Consider the following 25776-nt stretch of genomic DNA (forward strand, 5'->3'; position numbering starts at 1 on the left):
ATGGGTGGGCGGACCTTGCGCATTGTCCTGGACAAATCCGGGATAGCTGCCGTCGAGTTTTCCATGTTGCTGCCCATCCTGTGCCTCGTCTGCCTCGGCATCGCCGACGGCTGGTCCTACGTAACGAGTTACCTGCAGATGCGCGCGGGCGTTAAAACCGCGGCCAATCTCGTAATGGCCGGCGCGTCCAATGACACCGGAACGCAGGCGGTCGCGCTTTCGAGCTGGAACGACAAGCCCGAGGACGCCGCGGTCGTACTGGTCCGCTCCTATTTGTGCGGCGCCACGGTCGTGGATGCGACCACCATTTGCGGCGGAACGAAGCTGCCGACCGTCTTCGTCCAGATAACGGCGACGGGCACCTGGGTGCCCCCGTTTAACTTCGGTGTCTTCCCGGACCCGCGCGCGATCAGTCATCAGCAGGTGATCCGTGTCCGCTGAAAGGATCGGATCCAGGTGGCGCCGTGACTGCTCCGGCGCAGCCGGGCTGGAATTCGCCTTGATCGCGCCTTTCCTGGTGATGCTTTTGTTCGGAATCTTCGCCTTCGGCTGGGCCATGAATGCCGTGTCGACCGTCCGCTATACACTGGAAACCTCTTCCCGGGCGCTGCAGCTGAACAACACGCTTTCGCAGAGCGACATCCAGGCCATCGCCACGCAGAAATTGGTGAACCTGGGTCTGAAGAACGTCATTGTGACGATCGCGACCGACCCTGCCAGCGGCGGTTTCAAGATGGCGCATCTGACCGCCAGCTATGCCTTCGTCATCGCTTTCCCGTATTTCGACCAGTATCCGATAAATTACGCCACGACCGTCACGGTGCCCCTGGTGGCCAGCTAGGATACGGCCGGCTTCGTTGAGTTGGCGGCGCCGAACTCAGACGGTAACGGATCGACTGGGAACCATCGCTCGATCTGGAATTGTACTTGCAAGAGGTCGATTCTCTTCGCGGCTGTAGATGCTTAAAGCTCGCTCCTGAGACCTCAGGGATGGACTTTTTCTATGGAACTAAAGTCAGGCTGCTTGCTTGGTCGCGTCCGTGAAAATCACCGAAAAGCAGTCCATCAGTGCTGCAACATGCCGACAGGCTATCTCAGTCACCAAGCCTTTGATCTTGCTGGTGATCCCGACAGGAATCGAACCTGTGACCTACAGATTAGGAATCTGCCGCTCTATCCTACTGAGCTACGGGACCACGCGGCCCGACACATAGCCGCTTCGGATCGTTTCGCCAAGAGGCTCGCCGAAGGCAATGAAAAGGCCGGCCGAAGGCTAATCGGCCGGCCTTTCGGCGGCATATGTCAGGCTGCGAGCGCCGTTTCGGCCAGTTTCACCCAGTAGCTCATGCCGTGCGGGATGACTTCGTCGTTGAAGTCGTAGGCCGGATGGTGGAGGCCGGCGGTCTCGCCATTGCCGATGAAGATGAAGGCGCCAGGGCGGGCTTCCAGCATGTAGGAGAAGTCTTCGCCGCCCATCACCGGCTGGATGGCGCGGTGGACCTGGGTGTCGCCGGCGACATGTGCCGCGACATCGCCGGCAAAGACCGTTTCTTCCGGATGATTGAAGGTCACGGGATAGTTGGCGTCATAGTCGACAGTGATCGTCGCGCCGAAGGCGGTGGCTATTCCTTCGCAGATGGTGCGGATGCGCTCTTCCGACTTCTTGGCGATCTCTTTCTTCAGTGTGCGCACCGTGCCGGCAATCTCGGCGGTCTCGGGAATGACGTTGTAGGCGTCGCCGGCGTGGAACTTCGTCACCGAAACCACCACCGCCTCGACCGGATCGGTGCTGCGCGAAGCGACCGTCTGAAGGGCGCCGACCAACTGGCTGGTGATGACGATCGGGTCGATCGTGCCGTGCGGCATCGCCGCATGGCCGCCGCGGCCCTTCACGGTGATGGTGAACTCGGCGGTCGCCGCCATGATCGGGCCCGGCCGGATGGCGAACTGGCCCACCGGCAGGCCCGGCATGTTGTGCATGCCAAAGACGCGCGAAATATCGAAACGCTCCATCATGCCGTCCTTGACCATCTCGTTGCCGCCGCCGCCGCCCTCTTCCGCCGGCTGGAAGATGACCGCGACCGAGCCGGCGAAATTGCGCGTTTCGGTCAGATATTTGGCGGCGCCCAAAAGCATCGCCGTATGGCCGTCATGGCCGCAGGCATGCATTTTGCCAGGAATGGTCGAGGCATAGGGCTTGCCGGTGATCTCGTTGATCGGCAGCGCGTCCATGTCGGCGCGCAAGCCGATGGTCGCGCCTTGCCCCTTGCGGCCATGGATGATGCCGACGACGCCGGTCTTGCCGAGGCCCGTCACCACGTCGTCGCAGCCGAATTCCTTCAGCTTCTCGGTGACGAAGGCGGCGGTCTTGAAGACATCGAAATTCAGTTCTGGCGTCTGGTGCAGATGGCGTCGCCAGCCGGCAACTTCATCCTGCATCTCGGCGGCGCGGTTGAGAATCGGCATAATGGTTCCATCTCGCTGTTGGAGCAGACGATCTGGCCTGCTTGATTGCAATTGTGATTGCCATGCTTGTTGCCATCTTGGCACTTTGCCATCTTGGCGTCACATAGGGTAAATAGCACCCCAGACAATGTGATCCGGAAATTGAGGGCCGGATCAGGTCATGCTGGCCATCGCGTAACGAAATCTTACGGAGCCAGGGGCGACTACGGCAAGAGGCGATTTCGGATTCCATGATGCGGCACAGCCATATCCTCAAATTACTGCTAACGGGCGGCTTGGCGCTACCTATGCTGGCTGGGCCAGCTTTGGCCAATCCGGTGATCCTGTTCGACCTCAACAGCGGCAAGGTTCTGCAGCACCAGGACGCCTTCAAGCGCTGGTATCCCGCTTCGCTGAGCAAGCTGATGACCGCCTATGTCACCTTCCGGGCGATTGCCGCCGGCGAGGTCCAGCTCGATTCACCGATCAAGGTGACCAAGCATTCGGCGGGCGAACCGCCGAGCAAGATGGGCTTCAAGCCGGGCTCGGTGATGCGGCTCGACAATGCGTTGAAGATGATGCTGGTCAAATCGGCCAACGATATCGCCATGGCCATCGGCGAAAACATAGGCGGCTCGCAGGCCGGATTCGCCGTTCGCATGAATGCGGAGGCGGCGCGGCTTGGCATGACCGGAACGCATTTCGTCAATCCGAACGGCCTGTTTTCGCCGGAGCAGTACACGACGGCGCGCGATCTTGCCCTGCTGGTGATGGCGATCCGCAAGGAATTCCCGCAATACGCCCCCTGGTTCTCGATCGAAGGCCTTGCCGTCGGCAAGAAGGCGATCTCAAACTACAATCTCTTGATCGGGCGCTATCCCGGCGCCGACGGCATGAAAACCGGGTTCGTCTGTCCCTCGGGCTTCAACATGATCGGCTCGGCGACACGCAATGGCCGCACGCTGGTCGCGGTCGTGCTCGGCGAAAAATCGGCGATCAGCCGTGCCGAGACCGCCGCCAGGCTGCTCGACCAGGGCTTTGCCACGCCCGACCCGAACTGGCTCACGGTCGCGGCCATGCCTTCCTATGGCGATACAATGTCACCCAACGACATGCATGATGAGATCTGCAGGAAGAAGGCGCCGCACGAGCAGTCCGAGGCGGCTCCGCCGGTGGCCGCGAAGGGTGCCGACGTGCCGAAATCGCCCTATCAGGAAAAGCTCGACCACGTGCCGACGCTGGTTGCCGTGGGCCTCGGCGGCGCCACCGGGCCGGCGCCGAAGGCGATGCTCGACCAGGGCGGCCAGGAATACGCCGATGTGCCGCTGCCGAGCTGGCGGCCAGACATTCCGGCGCCAAAGGGCGCCGAACCGGCCGTGGTGGGCCAGGCAACCGCGGTGCAGGGCGACCAGCTGGTCAAAGCCGCGAACTAGGCGATGGCTGGCTTTCCGATACCCGTCACGGTGGTCACCGGCTTCCTCGGCGCCGGCAAGACGACATTGCTCAACCGGCTGCTCAAAGATCCGGCACTGGTCGACACGGCCGTCATCATCAACGAATTCGGTGAGGTGGCGATCGACCACCTGCTGGTCGAGCAGGCCTCGGACGGCATCATCCAGTTGTCCGACGGCTGTCTGTGCTGCACGGTGCGCGGCGAACTGGTCGATACGCTGGCTGACCTCGTCGACCGGCTGCAGACCGGCCGTATCGCCCGCCTTGCCCGCGTCGTCGTCGAAACCACCGGGCTCGCCGATCCGGCGCCGGTGCTGCAGTCGATCATGGCGCATCCCGCCCTTGTGCAGGCCTTCCGACTTGATGGCGTCATCACGCTGGTCGACGCGGTCAACGGCAATGCGACGCTCGACGGCCATGTCGAGGCGGTCAAGCAGGTGGCGGTCGCCGATCGCATCGTGCTGACCAAGGTCGATCTGGCCAGCGATCCCGGCGACGTCGATGCTTTGCGAACGCGACTCCATCAGCTCAATCCAGGCGCCGTGGTGCTGGAGGCCGGCGACGGCCGAACCGGCGTCACGGCGCTGTTCGATTGCGGCCTCTACAATGCGGCGACCAAATCCGCCGATGTCCGGCGCTGGCTCGGCGAAGAAGCCGCCCATGAGCACCACCATCATCATGATCACGGCGAACATGAGCACCACCACCGCCACGATTCCCGCGTGCGCTCCTACTCGCTGGTCCATGACGGCCCGGTGCCGTTTTCGGCGATCGAGATGTTCCTCGACCTGCTGCGTTCTGCGCATGGCGACAAGCTTTTGCGGATGAAGGGCGTCATCGAGCTTGCGGAGGACCCGTCGCGGCCGCTTGTCGTCCACGGGGTGCAGAAGATCCTGCATCCGCCGGCGCGGCTGCTGGCCTGGCCGGACGGCCAACGCGGCACCAGGCTGGTGCTGATCACGCTCGATATGCCGGAAGATTATGTGCGCCGGCTGTTTTCCGCCTTCACCAACCGGCCGTCGATCGACACGCCGGATCGCGCGGCGCTGGAGAGCAATCCGCTGGCGATAGCCGGGGGCTGATTGTCAGGCTCGCTATGCGCCGCGTTCGACCAGGAAGCGGTGGCCGCCGCTGACGGCTGATGTTTCAACAAGCTGGTGGCCAGCGTCGGCGCAAAAGGCGGGGATGTCGATGACCGCCAGCGGGTCGGTGGTCTCCAGCCAAAGCCGGCTGCCCGGCTGCATTGCCGCCAGGCGTTTTTTCGCCTTGAGAACGGGCAGGGGGCAGTTCAGGCCCTTGAGGTCATAGATCGCGGTGTGATTTGTTTGTTTGTCTTCATGCATGTCTTTGTCCCAAAACCGCTGCGCACTTTTGGGCGACATGCATCGGCAAGGCGAAAAACCTCAGCCGCCGAACATGCCTAGCAGCTTGTTCTTGATCTTCGACATCCGGCTTTCGTCCGCCGGCGGTTCTGCAGGCGCCGCCTCGACGCTCGCAGTGGCGACCGGCTGCTGGGGGGCCTGCTTGGCTGCTTCCTTTTCGGCCAGCGCTTGGGCCTTTGCGGCTTGCTTTTCAGCCAGTGCCTGGGCCTTGGCGGCTTTCGCAGCCTCGATGGCAGCAACCCGCTGTTCCTCGGCCTTGCGCTTGGCTTCCTTCTCTGCGTCCAGCGCCGCCATCTTGCGGCCGGCGGGCGAATCGATGCGGCCCATGCGCGCCGTCTCGGTCAGCGTGCCGTCGGAATTCAGCGACGGCGGTTCGATCGGCACGCGCTCGCCCCGGGCGCGGCGCTTCGACCATTCGGAAACGATGGCGGCTTCCTTGATGCCGGCAATGGTCGGCTTGGGCGCCGGCACGCTGGCTTTGACCGCGCCGGTGAAGGCCGCGTCATAGCTGCTTTGATAGGCGTTGAGTGCGCTCTTCAGCGAATCCGGCTGCGTGGTCGCCGGGCAGGCGCCGGTCGGATCGAATGTCGTGCCCTCGGGCGCCACCTGGTTGAAGACATAGCGCTTGTCGCAGACATCGACTTTCGGCGGCACCTTGGTGATCTCGAAATTGTCGTAACCGACCTTCAGCATCTTCCAGAACTCATAGTTCGGGTCGTTGCGGTAACGCGCCATGTTGGCGGCGGTCATGCGGAATGGGAAAGCCTGGATCTGGAACTCGGTCTGGCCGCCCTGGAAGGCATCGCGACCAAAAGCGTAGATCTGCTCGATCTGCGGATCGGTCATCGAATAACAGCCCGACGACGAGCAGGCGCCGTGCACCATCAGATTGGCGCCGGTGCGGCCATTGGCACGGTCATAGGCGTTGGGATAGCCGATGTTGAAGGACAGGTGATAGTTCGAGCGCGGATTCATCTGCGACGGGCGGACCGTATAGAAACCTTCCGGCGCCTGGCGGTCGCCCTCGGTGTATTTCGGGCCGAGCTTGCCCGACCATTTGCAGATGTCGTAGCTGGCGACCATCTCGTAGCGGCCGGTGGTCTTGGCCTTCCAGATTTCGAGCTTGCCTTCTTCCTTGAAGATGCGAGCCATCACCGACGAGGTGCGGATCATGCCCTTGGCCTTCATGTCGGCCAGGATCTTGTCCGGCAGCGGCTTGCTGGCTTCCGGCGCAAAATTCTTCATAGAGGAATCGTTGCAGCCGGCAACGCCAAGCGCGGCGATCAGAAGTGCGGTGCGGGCAAGCTTGGCAAACATGGATACGGCTATGTCTTTTTTCTCGCGTCACGGGCCGGATAGCGCCCGGTCCTGTATGCTGAACACTGACGGACACCCTAAGCCCGTTAACCTTGAAAATTCCTTACCGCAAGCGTCGGACGGCGTCCCCCACGGCAATTCGCCCGGTGTCACGGATTTTTTATTGAGCCGAATGCGGCGGCATTTTTATGGCGAAATTGCTCCTTGACGCCACATTGCGGTGCGTTGCCCGCCGAAATCAGAGGCTGCGGCCCATCGCCAGGTATTTTTCGCGGCGCTGCTCGCGAAAATCGGTATTGGCGCCGGCAAATTCCTTCATCGTCTTGGCAATGAGGTCGCCGGTGGCGGCGATCACCGTTTCGGGCGCGCGCTGGGCGCCGCCGAGCGGCTCGGCAATGATGGCGTCGATGATCTTCATTTCCAGAAGGTCCTGGGCGGTGATCTTCATGTTGGTCGCCGCATCCTTCGAGCGCGTGGTGTCGCGCCACAGGATCGAGGCAGCGCCTTCCGGCGAGATCACCGAATAGATGGCGTGTTCCAGCATGTAGACGCGGTTGGCGGTGGCGATCGCAATGGCGCCGCCCGAACCGCCTTCGCCGATGACGACCGAAATCGATGGCACTTTGAGGCCGAGGCAGGCCGAGGTTGAACGGGCGATGGCTTCAGCCTGGCCGCGTTCCTCGGCGCCAACGCCGGGGTAGGCGCCGGCGGTGTCGACCAGCGTCAGAAGTGGAATCTGGAAGCGGTCGGCAAGTTCCATCAGCCGCACGGCCTTACGGTAGCCTTCAGGGCGCACCGAGCCGAAATTGTGCTTGAGCCGGCTCGCCGTGTCGGAGCCCTTTTCCTGGCCGATGACGGCCACCGGTTCGCCGCGGAATCGGGCGAAGCCGCCGATGATCGCCTGGTCCTCGCCGAAATTGCGGTCGCCGGCGAGCGGCGTGAAATCGCTGAACAGACCCTTGATGTAGTCGAGGCAATGCGGCCTGTCGGTGTGGCGCGCGACCTGCACCTTCTGCCACGGCGTCAGCGCCTTGTAGATGTCGCGCAGCGCGTCGCGCACGCGCTTCTCGAGCCGGCTGATTTCGTCGCCGACATCGACCGCCTCGCCATTCTCGGCAAGCTTCTTCAGCTCGAGGATCTTGAGTTCAAGGTCCTGCACCGGCTTTTCGAAATCGAGGTAATTGTACATTCTTGAGCGGACCGATGCGTCGGAAGGCAAACATCGCGCAGATGTAGGCTCCGCGCGGGCACGTTGCCCTCACATAGCGATATGAGGCCTAGTCGGCAAGCGGATGATGATCGTTGACCAGCCGCACCAACCGCTCTTCCAGCACATGCGTGTAAATCTGCGTGGTCGAGATATCGGCGTGGCCGAGCAGCTGCTGCACCGCCCTGAGATCGGCGCCGTTCTGCAGGAGATGGCTGGCGAAAGCATGGCGCAGCACATGCGGCGAAATTTTCGCCGCCGATATGCCGGCCCGCGCGGCAAGGCCTTTGAGGTCGCGGGCAAAGACCTGCCGGGAGAGAAAGCCGCTGTCGCCGGCGGCCGGGAACAGAAACGGGCTGTCGGCGAAAGCCGGCACCGACGCCCGGGCCGTGAGCCATGCCCGCATCGCCATGCGGGCCTTGGCCGACAGCGGCACCATGCGCTCCTTGTCGCCCTTGCCGCGCACCATGAAGAAGCGGTCGTCGCGCTGCGCGACGGTCACCGGCAGGCCGACAAGTTCGGAGACGCGCAGGCCGGTGGCATAGAGCACCTCGACCAAAGCGTGCAGGCGCAGTGCCGCCACCCGGTCGCCATTGACGCCATCGCCTGTCTCAAGCGCCGCACGGTCGAGCAGCCGACCGGTATCGGCCTCGCTCATCGTCTTGGGCAGCGGCCGGCCCTTTTTCGGACTGTCCAGCGTGCCGGTCGGGTCGTCGCCGCGCAAGCCCTCGGCGTAGAGAAACTTGAAGAACTGGCGGATCGCCGACAGTTTGCGCGCCTGCGACGTCGACGCAAAGCCGCGCGCCGCGATATCGTCGAGATAGGCGCGGATGTCGGCTGCGGCGGCAGCGGCAAGCCCGCCGGCAATCTGCTGCGAAGCGTCTTCGAGATCACGGCGGTAGGAAGACAGCGTGTTTGCAGCGGCACCGCGTTCGGCGCTCATCATCTCGAGAAAGGCTTCGATGCGAGCCGCGCTGTTCATGTTCCAGGGGTCAGTTTGGGTCAGTTTTTCTTGGGGTTCAGCTTTTCCGGTGGGATGCGCACGGTGATTTCGGCTTTTTTCGGCTCGACGAACATCGCCAGCGCCACCATCGTACCATAGGCAATGCCGGCAAGAATCATCATCGTCACGACAAAGCGGAACAGTGTCGGCATCAATCTTCGCCCGTCTTCTTGCTCTGCGATTCCAAGCCCGTGTCCTTATGGGACGCTAATTCCGTCAATTCAAGGACGAAGGGCTCTGCGTGCGAAAGGCGCTATGCTTGACGCAAACGGGCTTTTGATGTCGATACGCCGGTAAAGACGGCTTAGAAACAGCATGGTCTCATGAACGCGTTACCAGCAAATCCTCCCGGCGATAGCCATGCCGCGCTGCTCGACAGGCTGGGCAGCCGCTCGATCGTCTTTGTCGGCCTGATGGGCGCCGGCAAGACGGCGATCGGCCGCAAGGTGGCGACGATGCTGTCGCTGCCCTTCGTCGACAGCGACCAGGAGATCGAAACCGTGTCGCGCATGACGGTGCCGGAACTGTTCGAACGTTATGGCGAGACCGAATTCCGGGCATTGGAGCAGCGCGTCATCCTGCGCGTGCTGGAGAGTGGGCCGCAGGTGCTGTCGACCGGCGGCGGCGCGTTCATGAATGCGCAGACGCGGGAAGCGATCGCCGGGCATGGCGTGTCGGTGTGGCTGAAGGCCGAGATCGACCTGTTGATGGAACGCGTGTCCAAGAAGCAGAACCGGCCGTTGCTCAAAAGCGCCGATCCGCGCGCCGTGCTCGAGCGGCTGATGGGCGAGCGCTACCCGGTCTATGCCACGTCCAACATCACGGTGCCGACACGCGACGACCGCAAGGAGGTCATTGCGACCGAGGTTGTCGACGCGCTGTGCGGGCATTTCGGCATTCCGGCTCCGACTGCGCCGGGCGAGGTGCGGCTGTGAGCGAACCGGTCACTGTCGAGGTCGGCCTTGGCGAGCGTGCCTATGACATCCTGATCGGCCCCGGCCTTTTGGCGCGCGCCGGCGCCGAGATTTCGCGCCGCCTGCCCGGCACGAGAGCGGCGGTGGTCACCGACGACAATGTCGCGGCGGCACATCTCGACGCGCTGAAGGCCGGTCTGGAAACAGGCGGCATCCAGCCTGCCGTCATCACTTTGCCGGCCGGCGAAAAGACCAAGAGCTTTGCCCATCTCGAAGAGGTGGTCGACGGCGTGCTCGCCGCCAAGCTGGAGCGCGGCGATGTCGTCATTGCGCTCGGCGGTGGCGTCATCGGCGACCTCACCGGCTTTGCCGCCGGCATCGTGCGCCGCGGCATGAATTTCGTCCAGATTCCAACCTCGCTGCTGGCGCAGGTCGATTCCTCGGTCGGCGGGAAAACCGGCATCAACAGTCCGCGCGGCAAGAATCTGGTCGGTGTCTTCCACCAGCCGAAACTGGTGCTGGCCGACACCGAAGTGCTCGACACGCTGCCGATCCGCGAATTTCGCGCCGGCTATGCCGAGCTTGCCAAATACGGGTTGATCGACCGACCGGCGTTTTTCGCCTGGCTGGAAGCGAACTGGGAAAAGGTGTTCGCTGGCGGACCGGAGCGGACCGAGGCCATTGCCGAGGCGTGCCGCGCCAAGGCCGATGTCGTCGCCCGCGACGAGTTCGAAACCGGCGACCGCGCACTGCTCAATCTTGGCCACACATTCGGCCATGCGCTGGAAGGCGCCACACAGTATGACGGCGCCCGCCTCGTCCATGGCGAAGGCGTCGCCATCGGCATGGCGCTGGCGCACCGCTTTTCCGCAAGGCTCAATCTGGCCAGCCCGGACGACGCGGCGCGGGTCGAGGCGCATCTTCGCGCCGTCGGTCTACCCTGGCGGATGGCCGACATCCCTGGTGAGTTGCCCGATGCCGAGGCGCTTCTTGGCTTCATCACCCAGGACAAGAAAGTGTCGCGCGGCGCGCTGACCTTCATCCTGACGCGCGGCGTTGGCCAGGCTTTTATTGCCAAGGATGTACCGGCGTCGGAAGTGCTTTCGTTCCTCAGCGAAAACCACCCGGGCCAGGAAGGCCGGCCGCGATGATCAACGAGCCCGGCTGGACCGTCGTCGCCGTCCTTGCCATCCTCATCCTGCTTGTCCTGGCCGTGCGCACGCGCCTGCTTGCCATGTTCGGCTATGAGTTGTCGCGCATCGAGCCGCAGCGCTCGACCCAGGACGAGTTGCGCGGCGCGGTCGACGATTTCCGCCGCGACGGCCAGATGGTGCGTGAGGACCGCGACCGTGTCGGCGGGCTGTTCGATCTCGCCGAGCTCGAAGTCTCCGACATCATGGTCCACCGCACCAATATGCGCTCGGTCAATGCCGACAATGGGCCGGAAGCCGTGGTGCGCGAGATCCTGCAGAGCCCGCACACCCGCATGCCGTTGTGGAAAGGCTCTCTCGACAACATTGTCGGCGTGCTGCACGCCAAGGACCTGCTGCGAGCGCTGAACGAGGTCGGCAACGACTTTTCCCGGATCGACGTGATGAAGATCGCGTCGAAGCCTTGGTTCGTGCCCGACACCACCACGCTGCAGGAACAGCTCAACGCCTTCCTGCGTGCCAAGGCGCATTTCGCTATCGTCGTCGACGAATATGGCGAGGTCGAAGGGCTGGTGACGCTGGAGGACATTATCGAGGAGATCGTTGGCGAGATCGCCGACGAGCACGATGTCGACATTCAGGGCGTCAAGCAGGAGGCGGACGGTTCCGTGGTCGTCGACGGCACCGTGCCGATCCGCGATCTCAACCGGGCGCTCGACTGGAACCTGCCTGACGAGGAAGCGACCACCATTGCCGGCCTGGTCATCCACGAGACGCAGTCGATCCCCGAGGAAAAGCAGGCTTTCACCTTCCACGGCAAGCGCTTCGTGGTGATGAAGCGCGACAAAAACCGGATCGCCAGAATCAGGATCAGGCCGGCGGGCGAATCTTAAAGGTACCGAGCAGGCCCGCCACATGACGCTCTTTGCCGAGCTTATGCCGCGATCTGGCTCGTAGACCGTTCGTGGATGGTCGCACCGGTTTGAGCGTCAACTGCGACCAGGCTGACCTCGTAGCCCCAGAGGCTGCGGACATGGCGCAGCGTCGCGTCACGGCTGGCCCCTTCGAGCACAACACCATCCTTTACCCTGTGTTGCAGCCGCAACTGCCGGTCGCCGAGCAGGTCGACATCAATCACCTGGATGTCCGGCCGATTCGCTCCAAGGTCGTAACTGTGGGCTAGCTGGGCGCGTATCTTGTGATAGCCACGTTCGTTGTGGATCGACGCGACTTCGAAATGCGGTTTGTCGGCTCCATCGCCAAGCACGAAGAACCGCCATTTTCGGATCAAGCTCGGGCTGAGGTACTGGCGGATAAAGGATTCGTCGCGGTGGTTGGCCCAGGCCTCAAGCAGGACCTCGCGCCAGTTGCCATGTCCTGCAATGTCCGGGAACCAGTCGCGGTCCTCCGCCGTCGGCTCGGTCGAAATGCGCTGTATGTCCTGCATCATGTCGAGGCCGAGGGCATAGGGATTGATGCCTGAAAACCGGGGATCGTCAAAGGCCGGCTGGAAGATCACGTTCGAATGGTTGCGCAGGATTTCGAGCATGGCACCTTCGCCGATCCGGCCACGATCGAATAGCATGTTCATGAGGGTATAATGCACGAAGGTGGCGCAGCCTTCATTCATGACTTGAGTCTGTCGCTGCGGGTAGAAATATTGCGCGATGACGCGGACGATCCTGATGATCTCGCGCTGCCAGGGTTCCAGGATCAGGCTGTTCTTCTCGAGGAAATAAAGGAGGTTTTCCTCGGGAAGGTTGAGCGATCTCTTGCGCTCCGCCATCCCTTGATCCTCATTGCCGGACTTGTTTTTGTTCTGCGACGGCGGCAGCGTGCGCCACAGATCGTTGTAGGAGCGCTCTTCGTATTCGAGGCGCTCGCGAAGCCCTTCGCGCTGTCGCTCCGACGAGAGCTTTGGCGGCCGGTGGTAGCGGAACACCCCTTGTTCCATCAGCGCATGGGCGGAATCGAGAATGGCCTCCACTGCTGCAAGGCCGTGCCGCTCCTCGCACCGGGCGATGTAGCCCTTGGCGAAGTCCAGATAACCCAGGATTGCCCCGGCGTCGGTCCATTGCTGAAACAGATGATTGTTCTTGAAGAAATGATTGTGGCCAAGCGCCGCGTGGGCCGTCACAAGGGCCTGCAACGCCATGGTGTTTTCCTCCATGAGGTAGACGATGCAGGGATTGGAGTTGATGACCAGTTCATAGGCCAGCCCCCGACCACCCTTACGGTAAAGAAGCTCCTGGTGAAGGAAATGTTTGCCGAACGACCAATGCCGATACATCAGTGGCATGCCGATAGATGAGTAGGCGTCGAGCATCTGCTGGGAGGAGATTATCTCCATCTGGACCGGGTAAGTATCGAGATACAACTCGTCGACCGCGATCGCCTCGATCTCTTCAAAAGCCCGCGATAATTTCTCGAAATTCCAGTCAGAACCGGAAAACAACAAATTCGTTTCGTTGGCTCGCCTGACCATCTCTCTCTCTCAAGCGCTCTTGATGGCCGCCGGCTGCCTGGCGAAGAGCCGGTGGAAGACCGGGTAAATATCCGCGGGAGCAGCGATGCGGCTCATCTGGAAGTTGGGCCATTTCAGCTCGATCGTACTGTAGGCGCGCCAAAGCGACGTCCCGTTTTCGGTAGCACCGAATATGTGGCTCTCGCGTTCGTCGATGATCTCGACATAGGCGAAATACTGGCACAGGCGCATGAGCTTGCCGTTCATGAGCTCTATGCATCGCTCGGAATCGGTGGTGAAATTGTCCCCGTCAGAGGCCTGCGCGGCGTAAATGTTCCACTCGCTGGCAGGATAGCGCTGGCCGATAATGCGGTGCATTTCGTCGAGCGCGGTGGAGACGATCGTACCGCCGCTCTGCGTGTTGTAGAAGAACGTGTCCTCATCCACTTCGTGCGCCTCATGGGTATGGCGGATGAAGACGATCTCCGTGCGTTCGTAGCGCCGTTTCAAGAACAGGTGCAGCAGCACGAAGAAGCGTTTGGCCAAGTCCTTTTCGCGTTGGCCCATCGATCCGGACACGTCCATAAGGCAGAACATGACGGCATTGGCATTCGGCACCGGCCGGGCGTCGAAGCGGTTGAATCGGATATCGACCGGATCGACAAAGGCAATTCGCCTGCGCCGTCGCTCCAGCCGGTCAAGCTCGTCGCGTAATTCCGCGATGCGCTGGCGCACCGCCGCGCCGGCCGGGGCCGACTCAAGCGTGACGATTTCCCGGAGGATCGCCTCCAGTTCCTGCTGCGTGGGGCGCCTCAGCGCAATGCGCCGGCCTAGGCTGTTGCGCATGGTGCGGCCGGCATTGATGTTGGTCGGGGAACCGGTTGCCGCGAAGCCGGCCCGGCGCGGCTTGAAGGCAAGGATTTCCTTGAGATTGAGCTTAACCAGGTCGGGCAGTTCGAGATCCTCAAAAAAGAGTTCGAGCACCTCCTCGCGTGACAGCACGAAACGAAAATCGTCTTCCGACGCCGTGTTTCCTGGCGACGACGCCGCGCCGCCCCCATGCGGCTTCGGGAGCAGGTCTCCAGGGGAAAAATGCCTGTTGCCCGGAAGGATGTGTCGGCGCCGTCCGCTGGCCCTGTCATCGTTGAAGCTCGGCTCGGCCGTTTTCCTTTCAGGCATGGGCACGGCGTGCTCGGTATCCACGTCGGCGATCCTGCCAGTGCGGATTTGATCGCGAATGCTCCGCTTCAACTCCTCGCGAGCACGCCTGAGGAAGCGCTGTCGATTGCCAAGGCTCTTGTCCTTGGGGTTCAGGCGACGGTCGATGAAGATCGGCATGGAACCATCCGGCTCTGTCAACCCGCCTTGTTCACCCGCATGTACCAGTCCACCAGCCGGCGTACCTGCCGTTCTGTGTAGCCACGCTCGATCATGCGCTGCACGAATTCGTTGTGGCGCTTTTCCGTAACGCTGTCTTGCTTGGAGCCGAAGCTGATCACCGGCAAGAGGTCCTCGACCTGTCCGAACATCCGCTTCTCGATGACCTCGCGCAGTTTTTCATAGCTGGTCCATGACGGGTTGCGGCCGTGGTTTCTTGCGCGAGCGCGCAGAGTGAACTTCACCACCTCGTTACGGAAGTCCTTGGGATTGGCGATGCCTGCCGGTTTCTCGACCTGCGAAAGTTCGTTGTCCAGGATCTCCCGGTTGAGGATCTGGCCGGTGTCGGGGTCCTTGTAGTCCTGGTCCTCAATCCAGGCATCCGCATAGGCGATGTAGCGGTCGAAGAGGTTCTGGCCGTATTCGCTATAGGACTCCAGATAGGCCTTCTGGATTTCGTGGCCGATGAACTCGGCGTAGCGCGCCGCAAGCTCCGACTTGATGAATTCAAGATAGGCCGCTTCCGTTTCCTTCGGGAACTGCTCCCGCTTGATCGCCTCCTCCAGAATGTACATCAGATGCACAGGATCGGCGGCCACCTCCTCATTATCGAAGTTGAATGTCTGCGAAAGGATCTTAAAGGCAAAGCGCGTGCTGACGCCCGTCATGCCTTCATCGACGCCGGCGGCGTCGCGATATTCTTGGACCGACTTTGCCCTGGGATCGACTTCCTTCAGATTTTCGCCGTCATAGGCGCGCATCTTGGTGTAGAGCGGCGAGTTGTCGTGCTCGGCCAAGCGCGTCGAAACTGCAAAGCGGCTGAGGATGTCCAAAACTTCAGGGGCACAGGGGCTGGCGGCCAACTCGCTCTCACGCAGCAATTTCTCATAGATCTGCCTCTCTTCGGTGATCCGCAGGCAATAGGGTACCTTGACCACCAGGATGCGATCGAGAAACGCCTCGTTGTTCTTGTTGCTCTTGAACTGTTGCCATTCCGACTCGTTGGAATGGGCGACGATGATCCCCTGGTAGGGAAAGGCGCCGAAATTTTCAGTGCCGTTGTAGCTGCCTTCCTGTGTCGCGGTCAGCAGCGGATGCAGAACCTTGATGGGTGCCTTGAACATCTCGACGAATTCAAGCAGACCTTGCGTGGTCCGGTTCAGGCCACCGCTATAGGAATAGGCATCGGGGTCGGACTGGCTAAAATTTTCCAATTGCCTGATGTCGACCTTGCCGACCAGGGCCGAGACATCCTGATTGTTCTCATCGCCAGGTTCGGTCTTGGCAATGCCGATCTGGCGCAGCCGCGAAGGCATCAGCTTGACGACGCTGAATTTGGAGATGTCGCCAGACAATTCGTCGAGGCGCTTGGCCGCCCATGGCGAAATCAATCCGTTCAGCCGGCGCCGGGCTATGCCGTATTTATCCTCCAGCAGATCACCCATGTGATCGGGATGGAACAGCCCAAGCGGCGACTCGAAAACCGGGCTGATCTGGTTGCCGACCTTCAGCGTGTAGATCGGGCGCTGCTCCATCAGTTTCTTCAGGCGCTCGGCCAGAGAGGATTTGCCGCCGCCGACCGGGCCGAGGAGATAGAGGATCTGCTTGCGTTCTTCGAGACCCTGCGAGGCATAGCGGAAATACCCGGCTATGCGCTCGATCGTATCCTCCATTCCATAGAAGTCGGAAAAATGAGGGTAGACCTTGAGGGTCCGATTCGAGAAAATGCGGCCGAGCCGCTCGTCTTTGCTGGTGTCAACCAGTTTTGGTTCGCCGATTGCGTCGACCATCCTTTCGGGAGCCGAAGCGTACATCGATTTGTCTTCCCGACAGGCAAGAAGATACTGTTGGATGCTGACCTCTTCGTCCGCCGCATTGGCATAAATTTCCGAAAAAAGATCGAAGACGTCGGATTGGGTTGCACGCATGATGTTCTGCCCTCGGAGCCGATCTGGATTCCAATCGCCTCATCACCTTCAACTGTCGGAAAGCATTGTTGGTTCCCTTCACATGAAGGAGAGTGGCTGCAATCCGGGTAGAAGGCTTGGGAGGAAACATTCGGAGTGGCTGGAATGGCGGGTTGCCCGGTGCTGCGGCGCTGATGGGCGGCGTTGTCGCCGGCCAGCTATCTCGATGGACACAAGCATCCGCCGACCTTCATCGCCTATTCGCGCGCCGAAGGCCGCGACGACCAATCGAAGGCTTTGCCAAACGCCTGCGCGCCATCGGCACTGAAGTGACGCTGTTCGACGGCAACGCCTACACGCATATGTCGATCAATCACGACTTCGGCGAGGACGGCGACGCGTTGACCGCCGCGATGCTGGCCTTCCTGAATGGACCGTCGGTTGATCCCCGATCCCCGCGAGGCGTCCTGGATCAGACCAAAAGCCCCGGCGGGACATTGCCGACCCGGCGGCTACAGGTGCAATTGTTCCTGAGTTGTCGATTGGGAAAGAAAATCATGAATGGCGCCGATCTGCTGTGCGACGTGCTCCTGGCCAATGACGTCACGGTCTGCTTCGCCAATCCTGGCACATCCGAAATGCATTTCGTTGCCGCACTGGACCGCAAACCTCAGATGCGCTGCGTGCTCGGCCTGTTCGAGGGCGTGGTGACCGGCGCCGCCGACGGCTATGCGCGCATGACCGACCGCCCGGCAGCAACGTTGCTGCATACCGGACCGGGTCTCGCCAACGGTTTGGCCAACATGCACAACGCAAGGCGTGCGCGCAGCCCGATGATCAACATTGTCGGCGACCATGCTTCCTACCATCTGCCGCTCGATGCCCCGCTGACCAGCGACATTGAAGGCCTGGCGTCGCCGATGTCGAACTGGGTTGGCCGCGTCAAGGGGCCGGCCGATATTGTGCCGGCCGCAGAGGCGGCTTTCCGCGCCTCACTCACGCCGCCTGGCGTCACGACCTTGATCCTGCCTGCGGATGCCGCCTGGGGCGAAGTTGCTGCGATTTCGCCTGGCAAGGTGAAGCTGGAGCCGCCGCCCGCCGTCGACATGGCTGTTGTGCGCACGATCGCCGAAGCAATCCGCGCCGCGCCGGGCCGTGTCGGCATGGTGGTGCGTGGGCAGGCGGCGCGCGCCGATGGACTTGAAATCGCAGGGAGAATCTCATCGGGAAGCGATGTCAGGCTGTTCAGTGAGGTTCTGATCGCCCGCATGCAGCGCGGCCGCGGGCGGTTCGCCCCGACCCGCATTCCCTATCCGGTCGATGCGGCGACGGCCACGCTCCGGGATATCGATTTGCTGGTGCTGGTCGGCGCCAAGGAGCCGGTTGCCTTCTTCGCTTATCCCGGCAAGCCCGGGCGGCTGGTTCGGGACGATTGCAAGGTGCTTTCGCTGGCGGCGCATGGCCAGGATCTGAAAGCGGCGCTGGAGGCGCTGGCCGACGAGCTCGGCATCAAGCCGACGCAGCAATTCGCCGCCGCAACCGCCTTTCCAGACGAACCGACGCTGAGCGGCAGACTGACGGACGATGCCATCGCGCTGTCGGTGGCGCGCAAACTTCCGGCCAATGCCATCGTCTGCGACGAAGCGGTCACCTCGGCGAGACGGTTCTTCACGCTATCCGCCTTTGCGGCGCCGCACGACTACATGATGGGTACGGGCGGATCGATCGGCGGCGGCATTCCCATGGCTACCGGCGCGGCGATCGCCTGCCCGGACCGCAAGGTGATCAATCTCGAAGCCGACGGCAGTGGCATGTACACGGTGCAGGGACTGTGGACCCAGGCCAGGGAAAAGCTTGACGTCGTGACCATCATCTTTTCCAACCGGACCTACGCCATCCTGCATGGCGAAATGAAGAATGTCGGGGTCAATGAGATCGGCGAGAACGCCAGGCGCATGCTCGATCTCGACCATCCGGCGCTGGACTGGGTTGCGCTGGCCAAAGGCATGGGCGTCGAGGCGGCCCGCGCCGACACGTGCGAGCGGTTCGACGCGCTGCTCGACAGTGCCCTGTCGCGTCCGGGACCGTTTCTCATTGAAGCGGTGATCTGAGGCGGAGAGACTTACCAACGGGTCTTTTCGCCGGGTGCAGCCGGTTCGATTGCCAGCGCATGGACGCCGGCTTGCAGCTCCGCTGCGAGCAATTCGTTGACGGCGCGGTGGCGGTCGATGCGGCTCATGCCGGCAAAGACGGATGAGACGATGCGGACGCGAAAATGCGTCTCGCCAGTGCCGTCATAGGCAGCGTGATGGTCGGAGCCGTGGTGGTGATGACCGGCATGGAGATGGCTTTCATTGACGATCGCCAGGCGCTCCGGCGAAAACGCCTTGTTCAGCTTGTCTTCCATCGTCGCCTGTATGGACATCGCCATCTCCCTTCACCATATCTGCAAGGCGTGATCGGGAAATCGGGATCGATCCCGCCGGGCCGCCTCAAAAATCGCCATTCGCCCTGCTTTATGCCGCGATTCAGCGGTTAGGGCGATGATCGCGAAAATGTCAATTCTTGTTTCGCACGTGCGAACAGCCCATAAATGGGTGAGATGAAACCGTACCCCAAATATTTCGAGAAAATTCGGGTCCGTCCCGACAAGGATGCGGAGCTGAAGTCGCACTCGCCGATCTGCCAGTGGGACGGCTGCAAGGAGGCCGGTACCCACCGGGCGCCGGTCGGACGCATGAAGGAAGGCGAGTATTTTCAGTTCTGCTTCGATCATGTGCGCGAATACAACAAGGGTTTCAACTACTTCTCCGGCGTGCCGGACACCGAGATAGCCCGCTTCCAGAAGGAAGCGATGACCGGCCACCGGCCGACATGGAAGATGGGCGTCGCCGGCGCCTCGACGCGCTCCTCGCCCGATTTCGCCCAGCAGCGTTCCGGTCGCGCCGGCTATTACAACCGCATGCGCGATCCTTTCGACCTGTTCAAAGGGCCGAAGGACCCGCGCGAGGCGCGCGAACGCAAGGCCAAGCCGCTTGAGGCCAAGGCGCTGGAAACGCTTGGCCTTGATACAAAGGCGACTGGCAAGGACATCAAGGCGCGCTATAAGGAACTTGTGAAGCGCCACCATCCGGATGCGAATGGCGGCGATAGAGGTTCGGAAGACCGGTTCCGCGATGTGCTGCAGGCCTATCGCGTGCTCAAGCAGGCGGGTTTGTGCTGAGCGACCTAACGGTTCGTGTCGTTTTCCAACTTTCATAAGGGTGGAAAAGGCTCTAAGACCGCCCCCGGACAAAATCGATTGCCGGCGAAATCAGGCATTTCGCCCGTGGAGACTTGGATAGAGATGAACAAGGTCGATCGCGACATCGCCAATTTGCCCGACACGACGGTGTCGGTGAAAGACAAATTCGGCTTCGAGTCCAAGATGGTGGTGCCGGCCTATTCGGTGACCTCGGAACATGTGCCGGACATCGATCCGGATTATCTGTTCGACAAGGCGACGACGCTGGCGATCCTTGCCGGCTTTGCGTACAACCGCCGCGTCATGGTGTCTGGCTATCACGGCACCGGCAAATCGACCCACATCGAACAGGTCGCCGCCCGCCTTAACTGGCCCTGCGTGCGCGTCAACCTCGACAGCCATGTCAGCCGTATCGACCTCGTCGGCAAGGACGCCATCGTCGTCAAGGATGGCCTGCAGATCACCGAATTCCGCGACGGCATCCTGCCCTGGGCCTACCAGCACAATGTCGCGCTCTGCTTTGACGAGTACGATGCCGGCCGTCCGGACGTGATGTTCGTCATCCAGCGCGTGCTGGAATCGTCGGGCCGCCTGACGCTACTCGACCAGAGCCGGGTCATCCGCCCGCATCCGGCGTTCCGCTTGTTTTCGACCGCCAACACCGTTGGCCTCGGCGACACCACCGGCCTCTATCACGGCACGCAGCAGATCAACCAGGCGCAGATGGATCGCTGGTCGATCGTCACCACGCTGAACTACCTGCCGCACGACAATGAGGTGAACATCGTGCTGGCCAAGGCCAAGCACTATCGCGACGGCAAGGGCAAGGACATCGTCAACAAGATGGTGCGCGTCGCCGACATGACGCGCTCGGCCTTCATCAATGGCGATCTGTCGACCGTGATGAGCCCGCGTACCGTCATCACCTGGGCCGAAAATGCCGAGATCTTCGGCAATATCGGCATGGCGTTCCGGCTGACCTTCCTCAACAAATGCGACGAGCTGGAGCGTTCGGTGGTGGCCGAGTTCTACCAGCGCGCCTTCGGCGAGGATTTGCCCGAGAGCGCCGCCAACGTGGTGCTGGGCTGAGCAGAGCCTCGATGGCGGGTCCGGGCGACAACACGCGCAACAAGTCGAAGACGGGGTCTGAAGCCGACAGCTTCAAGCGTGCCGTCACCGTCTGCATGCGCGCCATCGCCGGCGACAAGGAGCTCGAAGTCGGTTTCGCCAAGGACCGCCCGGCGCTCGCCGGCAGCCGCGCCCGACTGCCCGAACTGCCGAAGAAAGCGTCCAAGACAGATATCGCGATTACTCGTGGCCTGGGCGATTCCATGGCGCTGAAGCGCGCCTGCCACGATCAGCGCATCCACACCAAACTGGCGCCGGAAGGCAAGCTGGCGCGCTCGATCTATGACGCCGTGGAACAGGCCCGCGTCGAGGCGATCGGCAGCCGCGCCATGCAGGGCGTCGCCGACAATATCGGCTCGATGCTGGAGGACAAATACGCCAAGGCCAACCTTGTCGACGTCAAGGACAAGGCCGACGCGCCGATCGAGGAGGCGCTGGCGCTTATGGTGCGCGAAAAGCTGACCGGACGGCCGATCCCGAAGAGCGGCGAACGGCTGGTCGACCTCTGGCGGCCCTGGGTCGAGGAAAAAGCCAAGGCCGATCTCGACGGACTGTCGGCCAAGCTTGGCGACCAGCAGGCCTTTGCCCGCGTCGTGCGCGAGATGCTTGCGTCCATGGAGATGGCCGAGGAACTCGGCGACGACCAGGAAACCGAAGACTCCGAGGACAATGACGACAACCAGCCGCAAGGCGAGGAGCAGAGCGAGGAGGGCGGTGAAGACGATTCCGGCTCCGAGCAGTCGCAGTCCGAGGATGCCGAGGCCTCGGCCGACGACGAACAGTCGTCCGAGACTGAGGCCTCCGACGCCACTGCCGACGATCTTTCCGACGATGACGATGCGGACGCCGAAACGCCGGGCGAGGCGCGCCGTAACGACAACCCCTTCGCCAACCTGCCGAAAGAGATCGACTACAAGGTTTTCACCACCGCCTTCGACGAGACGGTCGGTGCGGAAGAGCTGTGCGAGGAAGAAGAACTCGACCGGCTGCGCGCCTTCCTCGACAAGCAGTTGGCCAATCTCTCCGGCGTCGTCGGCCGGCTCGCCAACCGGCTGCAGCGCCGCCTGATGGCGCAGCAGAACCGTTCCTGGGATTTCGACCTCGAAGAGGGTTATCTCGATCCGGCACGCCTGGTTCGTGTCGTCATCGACCCGATGCAGCCGTTGTCGTTCAAGCAGGAGCGCGACACCAAATTCCGCGACACGGTGGTGACGCTGGTGCTCGACAATTCGGGCTCGATGCGCGGTCGGCCGATCACGGTTGCCGCCACCTGTGCCGACATTCTGGCGCGCACGCTGGAGCGCTGCGGCGTCTCGGTCGAGATCCTCGGCTTCACCACGCGGGCGTGGAAGGGCGGACAGGCTCGCGAGAAGTGGCTGAAGGACGGCAAGCCGCCGAACCCCGGCCGGCTCAACGATCTGCGCCACATCATCTACAAATCCGCCGATGATCCGTGGCGCCGCGCCCGGCGCAATCTCGGCCTGATGATGCGCGAGGGCCTGCTCAAGGAAAACATCGACGGCGAGGCGTTGTTATGGGCGCACAACCGGCTGATCGCCCGGCCCGAACAGCGCAAGATCCTGATGATGATCTCGGACGGCGCGCCGGTGGACGATTCGACGCTGTCGGTCAATCCTGGCAACTATCTCGAGCGGCACCTGCGCGCCGTCATCGAGCTGATCGAGACGCGCTCGCCGGTCGAGCTGCTGGCCATCGGCATCGGCCACGACGTTACCCGCTATTACAGGCGCGCCGTCACCATCGTCGATGCCGAGGAACTGGCCGGCGCCATGACCGAGCAGCTGGCCTCGCTGTTTGCCGAGGAAAACGTGCGCGATACACGCCGCGGCGGCTACCGGCGCGCTGGATGATTTTTTTGCGCGGCGGGTTTCGGCAGATGCTCTTCGCGGTCACTGCCTTGTTCGGCATGGCGTTTGCGCCGGCCATCGCCGCCGGCCCAAGCGCGGTCGAGCCGGTCGAAGTCTCGGCGCGGCCGATCACCACCTTCAATATCGGCAGCGCCGACAAGCAGTTTGGGCTGCTGGAATTCGTCGGCGGTCTTGAGATGAACTCGACGACGCGCGATTTCGGCGCGCTGTCGGCATTTCGGTTCGTCAAACCCGGCAGCGATTTCATCGGCGTCGCCGATACGGGCTTCTGGTTCTTCGGCTCGATCACCCATGATGCCGACAAGCGGCCGTCCGGCATCCAGAATTTCCGCATGCAGCAGATGGTCGATGAAAAGGGCCGGCCGATCGACAGGAAATGGGAAGTCGATGCCGAGGGCCTTGCAGTCAAGGACGGCATCGCCACCGTCGGCTTCGAGCGCGATCACCGCGTCGCCCAGTTCAAGATTGACCCCAGCAACATGACGGCCCCGTTCAAGCAACTGAACTTTCTGGTTCCAGCCCGCGAACTGCGACAGAACCGCGGTTTCGAGACCGTCACCCACGCCAATCCCAACGGCCAGCACGAGGGCGGCCTCGTCGTGGTCTCGGAAAAGAGCTTGGACAAGGCTGGCAACATCTATGCCGCCATCATCGAAGGGCCGCACAAGGGCGTCTTCACGGTCAAGCGCAACGGTGATTTCGACATCACTGACGGCGCCTTCCTGCCGGATGGCGACCTGCTGCTTTTGGAGCGCAGTTTCTCGATGGCCGGCGGTGTCAGGATGCGGCTAAGGCGCATCTATGGCGAAAGAGTCGAGAAGGGCGCGGTTGCCGACGGGCCGGTGCTGATGGAAGCCGACATGGGCTACCAGATCGACAATATGGAAGGACTCGACGTCTGGACCCGCGATGACAGAGCGCTGATGGTGTCGCTGATCTCGGACGACAACCATTCGATCCTGCAGCGCAACCTCTATCTGGAATTCATCCTGCACCAGGATTGAGAGCCCTAAGGCTTGGTGGCGATCCAGATGACGTGGCGCGCGCCGCGCTTGCCATTGGCGCGCGTCTTCACCTCGTCCACGACAAAGCCCGCCTGCTTGAGCCTAAGTGTGAAGCCGGCATCGGGGCCTTGCGACCAAACAGCCAGCACGCCCCCGGGCCTGAGCGCTGCACGCGCCGCGCCGAGGCCGGCAGCGCCATAGAGGGCGTCGTTGCCCTTGTAGACGATGCCTTCGGGGCCATTGTCGACATCGAGCAGGATGGCGTCCCAGGCTGCCTTGTCGGATCTTATGATGTGCCCGGCGTCGGCTTCGCGAACCGTCACACGGGGATCGTCGAGACAGCCGGCGAAGACCGCCTCCATGGGGCCGCGCGCCCAGGCGATGACGGCGGGGACAAGCTCGGCAACGGTGATGCCTGCGTCGGCGCCCATTTGGGCAAGCGCAGCGCGCAGCGTAAAACCCATGCCGAGGCCGCCGATCAGGATTTTCGGTTGGGCGCGGCCGCCGATCTTTTCACAGGAGAGCTTGGCCAGCGCTTCCTCGGAGCCGCTGAGGCGGCTGTTCATCAGCTCATTGGTGCCGAGCATGATCGAGAATTCGCTGCCGCGCTGCTTGAGGCGCAGTTCCTGTCCGCCGTCAGGCGTTTTGGCCGAGCCGAGCTGGACCCAGGGAATCACGGCCTAGACAGCCACGGCCGGCTGGCTCCAGTGGGCGGCGAGCAGCCGGTAGGGGATCAGGGCCACAACAGCGATGATCAGCTTCACCGAGAGGTCGCCCAGCGCCCAGGAGACCCAGCGCATGGACTCGACCGGCAGCACGCCCATCAGCGGCGCCGTCTCCAGCGCAAAGCTGTCGTTCGGGCCGGCAAAAGCGAAGGCGGCCGAAAAGGCGATGCTGAAGAACACCAGGGTGTCGAACACCGAGCCGACCAGCGTGCCGACGATCGGCGCGCGCCACCAGCTCTGCCGGCGCAACCGGTTGAACACGGTGACGTCGAGCAATTGCGCGCAAAGGAAGGCCGCGCCGGAAGCTGTGGCGATGCGCACCAGCCGGTCGGCTGATGTCTCGAACTCGATCAGGCCGTGGCGAAACAGGAAGGGCGGGACGAGGATCGAGCAGACCACAGCGGTCATGAAGCCGACAAGGACGATGCGGCGCGCCACGGTCGGCCCGTAGCGGCGGTTGGCAAGGTCGGTGACCAGGAAGGAGAAGGGATAGGTGAAGGCGCCCCAGGTCAGGATGTCGCCCAGCGACAGACCGCCGGCCTGGCCCTGCATCGGGAACTGCACGAGGATGTTCGATGCCACGACGACAAGCGCCATGGCGGCCACAAAGGGCAGATATCGCGAGAAGGAAGTCATTTTTTTATCCTGGGTAATGGAACCAGCCAGGCGCTAGCCGAAGTTCGGGTCGCGCTGCCTTGCAAGTTTTGAGCATCGGATTGCTCCGATGCTGCTGCCTTAGAAGTTTTGAGCATCGGATTGCTCCGATGCTCAGGGCGGTCGTCCCCCGCCTTGATATCGTTAAGCGGCGGGCTGGTCGGCCAGCTTCTTGGCGATCTGCTTCTTCAACAGGCGCGCGCGCTGCGACAATTCCTTGGCGTCGGCCTTGGCCAGGAAGGCGTCGAGGCCGCCGCGATGCTCGACCGAACGCAGCGCGTTGGCCGAAATGCGCAGGCGCACATTCTGGTTCAGCGCTTCCGAAATCAGCGTCACATTGACGAGGTTCGGCAGGAAGCGGCGCTTGGTCTTGTTGTTGGCGTGGCTCACATTGTTGCCGGTCTGGACTGCCTTGGCAGTGAGTTCGCAGGTGCGGGACATGGTTCTAACCTTCAGTTCTGTCTAGCCTGCCAAACCTTGTTCGCCCGCGCCGGGTGGCGCGCGGTTTCAGTC

Annotated in this window: 26 protein-coding genes and 1 tRNA gene; 13 read left to right on the forward strand and 14 right to left on the reverse strand. The window is 62.3% G+C overall.

Annotated elements, in window-relative coordinates; genetic code table 11:
• Positions 1-15: 15 nt before the first annotated feature.
• Together ACYG9R_RS14430 and ACYG9R_RS14435 are read left to right on the forward strand one after the other, a co-directional pair.
• Entirely contained in the window at positions 16-441 is a 426-nt protein-coding gene (locus ACYG9R_RS14430) for a TadE/TadG family type IV pilus assembly protein (RefSeq protein ID WP_245260130.1), read from the forward strand.
• On the forward strand, positions 431-841 hold the full coding sequence (locus ACYG9R_RS14435; RefSeq protein WP_023708223.1) for a TadE/TadG family type IV pilus assembly protein: 411 nt from the start codon (positions 431-433) through the stop codon (positions 839-841). Before ACYG9R_RS14430 ends, ACYG9R_RS14435 begins: the two co-directional genes overlap by 11 nt.
• Positions 842-1119: 278 nt before the next feature.
• On the opposite strand, the gene ACYG9R_RS14440 is transcribed toward ACYG9R_RS14435, so the two are convergent.
• Both ACYG9R_RS14440 and ACYG9R_RS14445 read right to left on the reverse strand, forming a co-directional pair.
• A tRNA-Arg gene (locus ACYG9R_RS14440) sits at positions 1120-1196 on the reverse strand.
• A 106-nt stretch (positions 1197-1302) separates the two neighbouring features.
• Positions 1303-2466, reverse strand: a complete 1164-nt coding sequence (locus ACYG9R_RS14445; RefSeq protein ID WP_023699100.1) for a M20 aminoacylase family protein — start codon at positions 2464-2466, stop codon at positions 1303-1305.
• Between the two features lie 233 nt (positions 2467-2699).
• On the opposite strand from ACYG9R_RS14445, the gene ACYG9R_RS14450 reads away from it, so the two are divergent.
• Both ACYG9R_RS14450 and ACYG9R_RS14455 read left to right on the forward strand, forming a co-directional pair.
• Complete coding sequence (locus ACYG9R_RS14450; protein WP_023694057.1) at positions 2700-3878, forward strand: D-alanyl-D-alanine carboxypeptidase family protein; 1179 nt, start codon at positions 2700-2702, stop codon at positions 3876-3878.
• 3 nt (positions 3879-3881) lie between these two features.
• Complete coding sequence (locus ACYG9R_RS14455; RefSeq protein WP_023822508.1) at positions 3882-4979, forward strand: CobW family GTP-binding protein; 1098 nt, start codon at positions 3882-3884, stop codon at positions 4977-4979.
• 12 nt (positions 4980-4991) lie between these two features.
• Here ACYG9R_RS14455 and ACYG9R_RS14460 read toward each other — a convergent pair whose 3' ends face one another.
• From ACYG9R_RS14460 to ACYG9R_RS14480, 5 genes are all read right to left on the reverse strand, one after another.
• On the reverse strand, positions 4992-5240 hold the full coding sequence (locus ACYG9R_RS14460; protein ID WP_027050749.1) for a sulfurtransferase TusA family protein: 249 nt from the start codon (positions 5238-5240) through the stop codon (positions 4992-4994).
• A gap of 60 nt (positions 5241-5300) precedes the next feature.
• Positions 5301-6596 carry a L,D-transpeptidase family protein gene (locus ACYG9R_RS14465; RefSeq protein ID WP_023706316.1) on the reverse strand — a complete coding sequence of 432 codons (1296 nt, stop codon included), beginning with the start codon at positions 6594-6596 and terminating at the stop codon, positions 5301-5303.
• A gap of 238 nt (positions 6597-6834) precedes the next feature.
• Positions 6835-7785 carry an acetyl-CoA carboxylase carboxyltransferase subunit alpha gene (locus ACYG9R_RS14470; protein ID WP_023670665.1) on the reverse strand — a complete coding sequence of 317 codons (951 nt, stop codon included), beginning with the start codon at positions 7783-7785 and terminating at the stop codon, positions 6835-6837.
• Positions 7786-7873: 88 nt separating this feature from the next.
• Positions 7874-8785, reverse strand: coding sequence for a site-specific tyrosine recombinase XerD (locus tag ACYG9R_RS14475; RefSeq protein WP_286439652.1), 912 nt, complete (start codon positions 8783-8785; stop codon positions 7874-7876).
• Positions 8786-8805: 20 nt separating this feature from the next.
• Positions 8806-8958: a hypothetical protein gene (locus ACYG9R_RS14480; RefSeq protein ID WP_023670666.1), complete on the reverse strand. Its 153-nt coding sequence runs from the start codon at positions 8956-8958 to the stop codon at positions 8806-8808.
• Between the two features lie 171 nt (positions 8959-9129).
• Between ACYG9R_RS14480 and ACYG9R_RS14485 the strand changes: the two genes are divergently transcribed.
• Genes ACYG9R_RS14485 through ACYG9R_RS14495 form a run of 3 tightly spaced genes read left to right on the forward strand, consistent with a single transcriptional unit; the run spans position 9130 to position 11764 of the window.
• Positions 9130-9741, forward strand: coding sequence for a shikimate kinase (locus ACYG9R_RS14485; protein ID WP_023670667.1), 612 nt, complete (start codon positions 9130-9132; stop codon positions 9739-9741).
• Complete coding sequence (gene aroB, locus ACYG9R_RS14490; protein ID WP_023706317.1) at positions 9738-10871, forward strand: 3-dehydroquinate synthase; 1134 nt, start codon at positions 9738-9740, stop codon at positions 10869-10871. Before ACYG9R_RS14485 ends, aroB begins: the two co-directional genes overlap by 4 nt.
• On the forward strand, positions 10868-11764 hold the full coding sequence (locus ACYG9R_RS14495) for an HlyC/CorC family transporter (RefSeq protein ID WP_023670669.1): 897 nt from the start codon (positions 10868-10870) through the stop codon (positions 11762-11764). Before aroB ends, ACYG9R_RS14495 begins: the two co-directional genes overlap by 4 nt.
• A 41-nt stretch (positions 11765-11805) precedes the next feature.
• On the opposite strand, the gene ACYG9R_RS14500 is transcribed toward ACYG9R_RS14495, so the two are convergent.
• From ACYG9R_RS14500 to ACYG9R_RS14510, 3 genes are read right to left on the reverse strand one after another with little or no spacing between them, the layout of a single operon-like run.
• Complete coding sequence (locus tag ACYG9R_RS14500; RefSeq protein ID WP_023714987.1) at positions 11806-13356, reverse strand: SpoVR family protein; 1551 nt, start codon at positions 13354-13356, stop codon at positions 11806-11808.
• A 9-nt stretch (positions 13357-13365) separates the two neighbouring features.
• The gene (locus tag ACYG9R_RS14505) at positions 13366-14673 is read right to left on the reverse strand and encodes a YeaH/YhbH family protein (protein WP_023686733.1); all 1308 of its coding nucleotides are present in this window, start codon (positions 14671-14673) and stop codon (positions 13366-13368) included.
• A gap of 17 nt (positions 14674-14690) precedes the next feature.
• Positions 14691-16640: a PrkA family serine protein kinase gene (locus tag ACYG9R_RS14510; protein WP_023714986.1), complete on the reverse strand. Its 1950-nt coding sequence runs from the start codon at positions 16638-16640 to the stop codon at positions 14691-14693.
• 183 nt (positions 16641-16823) lie between these two features.
• Here ACYG9R_RS14510 and ACYG9R_RS14515 point away from each other — a divergent pair, with 183 nt between their 5' ends.
• Both ACYG9R_RS14515 and ACYG9R_RS14520 read left to right on the forward strand, forming a co-directional pair.
• Positions 16824-16952: a hypothetical protein gene (locus tag ACYG9R_RS14515; RefSeq protein ID WP_023670673.1), complete on the forward strand. Its 129-nt coding sequence runs from the start codon at positions 16824-16826 to the stop codon at positions 16950-16952.
• Between the two features lie 224 nt (positions 16953-17176).
• Positions 17177-18730: an acetolactate synthase large subunit gene (locus tag ACYG9R_RS14520; RefSeq protein WP_023824978.1), complete on the forward strand. Its 1554-nt coding sequence runs from the start codon at positions 17177-17179 to the stop codon at positions 18728-18730.
• 11 nt (positions 18731-18741) lie between these two features.
• Here the strand turns inward: ACYG9R_RS14520 and ACYG9R_RS14525 are convergent, their stop codons facing one another.
• Positions 18742-19044, reverse strand: coding sequence for a BolA family protein (locus ACYG9R_RS14525; protein ID WP_023711704.1), 303 nt, complete (start codon positions 19042-19044; stop codon positions 18742-18744).
• Between the two features lie 168 nt (positions 19045-19212).
• Between ACYG9R_RS14525 and ACYG9R_RS14530 the strand changes: the two genes are divergently transcribed.
• From ACYG9R_RS14530 to ACYG9R_RS14545, 4 genes are all read left to right on the forward strand, one after another.
• Positions 19213-19842, forward strand: coding sequence for a J domain-containing protein (locus ACYG9R_RS14530; RefSeq protein WP_032887126.1), 630 nt, complete (start codon positions 19213-19215; stop codon positions 19840-19842).
• Between the two features lie 123 nt (positions 19843-19965).
• Positions 19966-20952 (forward strand): cobaltochelatase subunit CobS, encoded by a 987-nt coding sequence (gene cobS / locus ACYG9R_RS14535; protein ID WP_023670677.1) that lies wholly within the window; start codon positions 19966-19968, stop codon positions 20950-20952.
• A gap of 11 nt (positions 20953-20963) precedes the next feature.
• Complete coding sequence (cobT, locus tag ACYG9R_RS14540) at positions 20964-22862, forward strand: cobaltochelatase subunit CobT (RefSeq protein WP_023824977.1); 1899 nt, start codon at positions 20964-20966, stop codon at positions 22860-22862.
• A complete protein-coding gene (locus tag ACYG9R_RS14545) occupies positions 22859-23884 on the forward strand; it encodes an esterase-like activity of phytase family protein (protein WP_023824976.1) in 1026 nt (341 codons plus the stop codon). The genes cobT and ACYG9R_RS14545 overlap by 4 nt, the downstream gene beginning before the upstream one ends.
• A 5-nt stretch (positions 23885-23889) precedes the next feature.
• On the opposite strand, the gene ACYG9R_RS14550 is transcribed toward ACYG9R_RS14545, so the two are convergent.
• The 3 genes from ACYG9R_RS14550 to rpmB form a co-directional block, all read right to left on the reverse strand.
• On the reverse strand, positions 23890-24561 hold the full coding sequence (locus ACYG9R_RS14550) for a polyamine aminopropyltransferase (RefSeq protein ID WP_023686729.1): 672 nt from the start codon (positions 24559-24561) through the stop codon (positions 23890-23892).
• 3 nt (positions 24562-24564) lie between these two features.
• Positions 24565-25245: a queuosine precursor transporter gene (locus tag ACYG9R_RS14555; RefSeq protein WP_023731082.1), complete on the reverse strand. Its 681-nt coding sequence runs from the start codon at positions 25243-25245 to the stop codon at positions 24565-24567.
• Positions 25246-25407: 162 nt separating this feature from the next.
• Positions 25408-25704 carry a 50S ribosomal protein L28 gene (gene rpmB / locus ACYG9R_RS14560; protein WP_023670682.1) on the reverse strand — a complete coding sequence of 99 codons (297 nt, stop codon included), beginning with the start codon at positions 25702-25704 and terminating at the stop codon, positions 25408-25410.
• Between the last annotated feature and the right edge of the window lie 72 nt (positions 25705-25776).

Source organism: Mesorhizobium sp. RSR565B, assembly GCF_054719465.1.

Coding starts and splice junctions, on each gene's coding strand:
- ACYG9R_RS14445 (WP_023699100.1), bottom strand. CDS start 2,466: ATGCCGATTCTCAACCGCGCCGCCGAGATGCAGGATGAAGTTGCCGGC.
- ACYG9R_RS14450 (WP_023694057.1), top strand. CDS start 2,700: ATGCGGCACAGCCATATCCTCAAATTACTGCTAACGGGCGGCTTGGCG.
- ACYG9R_RS14455 (WP_023822508.1), top strand. CDS start 3,882: ATGGCTGGCTTTCCGATACCCGTCACGGTGGTCACCGGCTTCCTCGGC.
- ACYG9R_RS14460 (WP_027050749.1), bottom strand. CDS start 5,240: ATGCATGAAGACAAACAAACAAATCACACCGCGATCTATGACCTCAAG.
- ACYG9R_RS14465 (WP_023706316.1), bottom strand. CDS start 6,596: ATGTTTGCCAAGCTTGCCCGCACCGCACTTCTGATCGCCGCGCTTGGC.
- ACYG9R_RS14470 (WP_023670665.1), bottom strand. CDS start 7,785: ATGTACAATTACCTCGATTTCGAAAAGCCGGTGCAGGACCTTGAACTC.
- ACYG9R_RS14475 (WP_286439652.1), bottom strand. CDS start 8,785: ATGAACAGCGCGGCTCGCATCGAAGCCTTTCTCGAGATGATGAGCGCC.
- ACYG9R_RS14480 (WP_023670666.1), bottom strand. CDS start 8,958: ATGCCGACACTGTTCCGCTTTGTCGTGACGATGATGATTCTTGCCGGC.
- ACYG9R_RS14485 (WP_023670667.1), top strand. CDS start 9,130: ATGAACGCGTTACCAGCAAATCCTCCCGGCGATAGCCATGCCGCGCTG.
- ACYG9R_RS14495 (WP_023670669.1), top strand. CDS start 10,868: ATGATCAACGAGCCCGGCTGGACCGTCGTCGCCGTCCTTGCCATCCTC.
- ACYG9R_RS14500 (WP_023714987.1), bottom strand. CDS start 13,356: ATGGTCAGGCGAGCCAACGAAACGAATTTGTTGTTTTCCGGTTCTGAC.
- ACYG9R_RS14505 (WP_023686733.1), bottom strand. CDS start 14,673: ATGCCGATCTTCATCGACCGTCGCCTGAACCCCAAGGACAAGAGCCTT.
- ACYG9R_RS14510 (WP_023714986.1), bottom strand. CDS start 16,640: ATGCGTGCAACCCAATCCGACGTCTTCGATCTTTTTTCGGAAATTTAT.
- ACYG9R_RS14520 (WP_023824978.1), top strand. CDS start 17,177: ATGAATGGCGCCGATCTGCTGTGCGACGTGCTCCTGGCCAATGACGTC.
- ACYG9R_RS14525 (WP_023711704.1), bottom strand. CDS start 19,044: ATGTCCATACAGGCGACGATGGAAGACAAGCTGAACAAGGCGTTTTCG.
- ACYG9R_RS14530 (WP_032887126.1), top strand. CDS start 19,213: ATGGGTGAGATGAAACCGTACCCCAAATATTTCGAGAAAATTCGGGTC.
- cobS (WP_023670677.1), top strand. CDS start 19,966: ATGAACAAGGTCGATCGCGACATCGCCAATTTGCCCGACACGACGGTG.
- cobT (WP_023824977.1), top strand. CDS start 20,964: ATGGCGGGTCCGGGCGACAACACGCGCAACAAGTCGAAGACGGGGTCT.
- ACYG9R_RS14545 (WP_023824976.1), top strand. CDS start 22,859: ATGATTTTTTTGCGCGGCGGGTTTCGGCAGATGCTCTTCGCGGTCACT.
- ACYG9R_RS14555 (WP_023731082.1), bottom strand. CDS start 25,245: ATGACTTCCTTCTCGCGATATCTGCCCTTTGTGGCCGCCATGGCGCTT.
- rpmB (WP_023670682.1), bottom strand. CDS start 25,704: ATGTCCCGCACCTGCGAACTCACTGCCAAGGCAGTCCAGACCGGCAAC.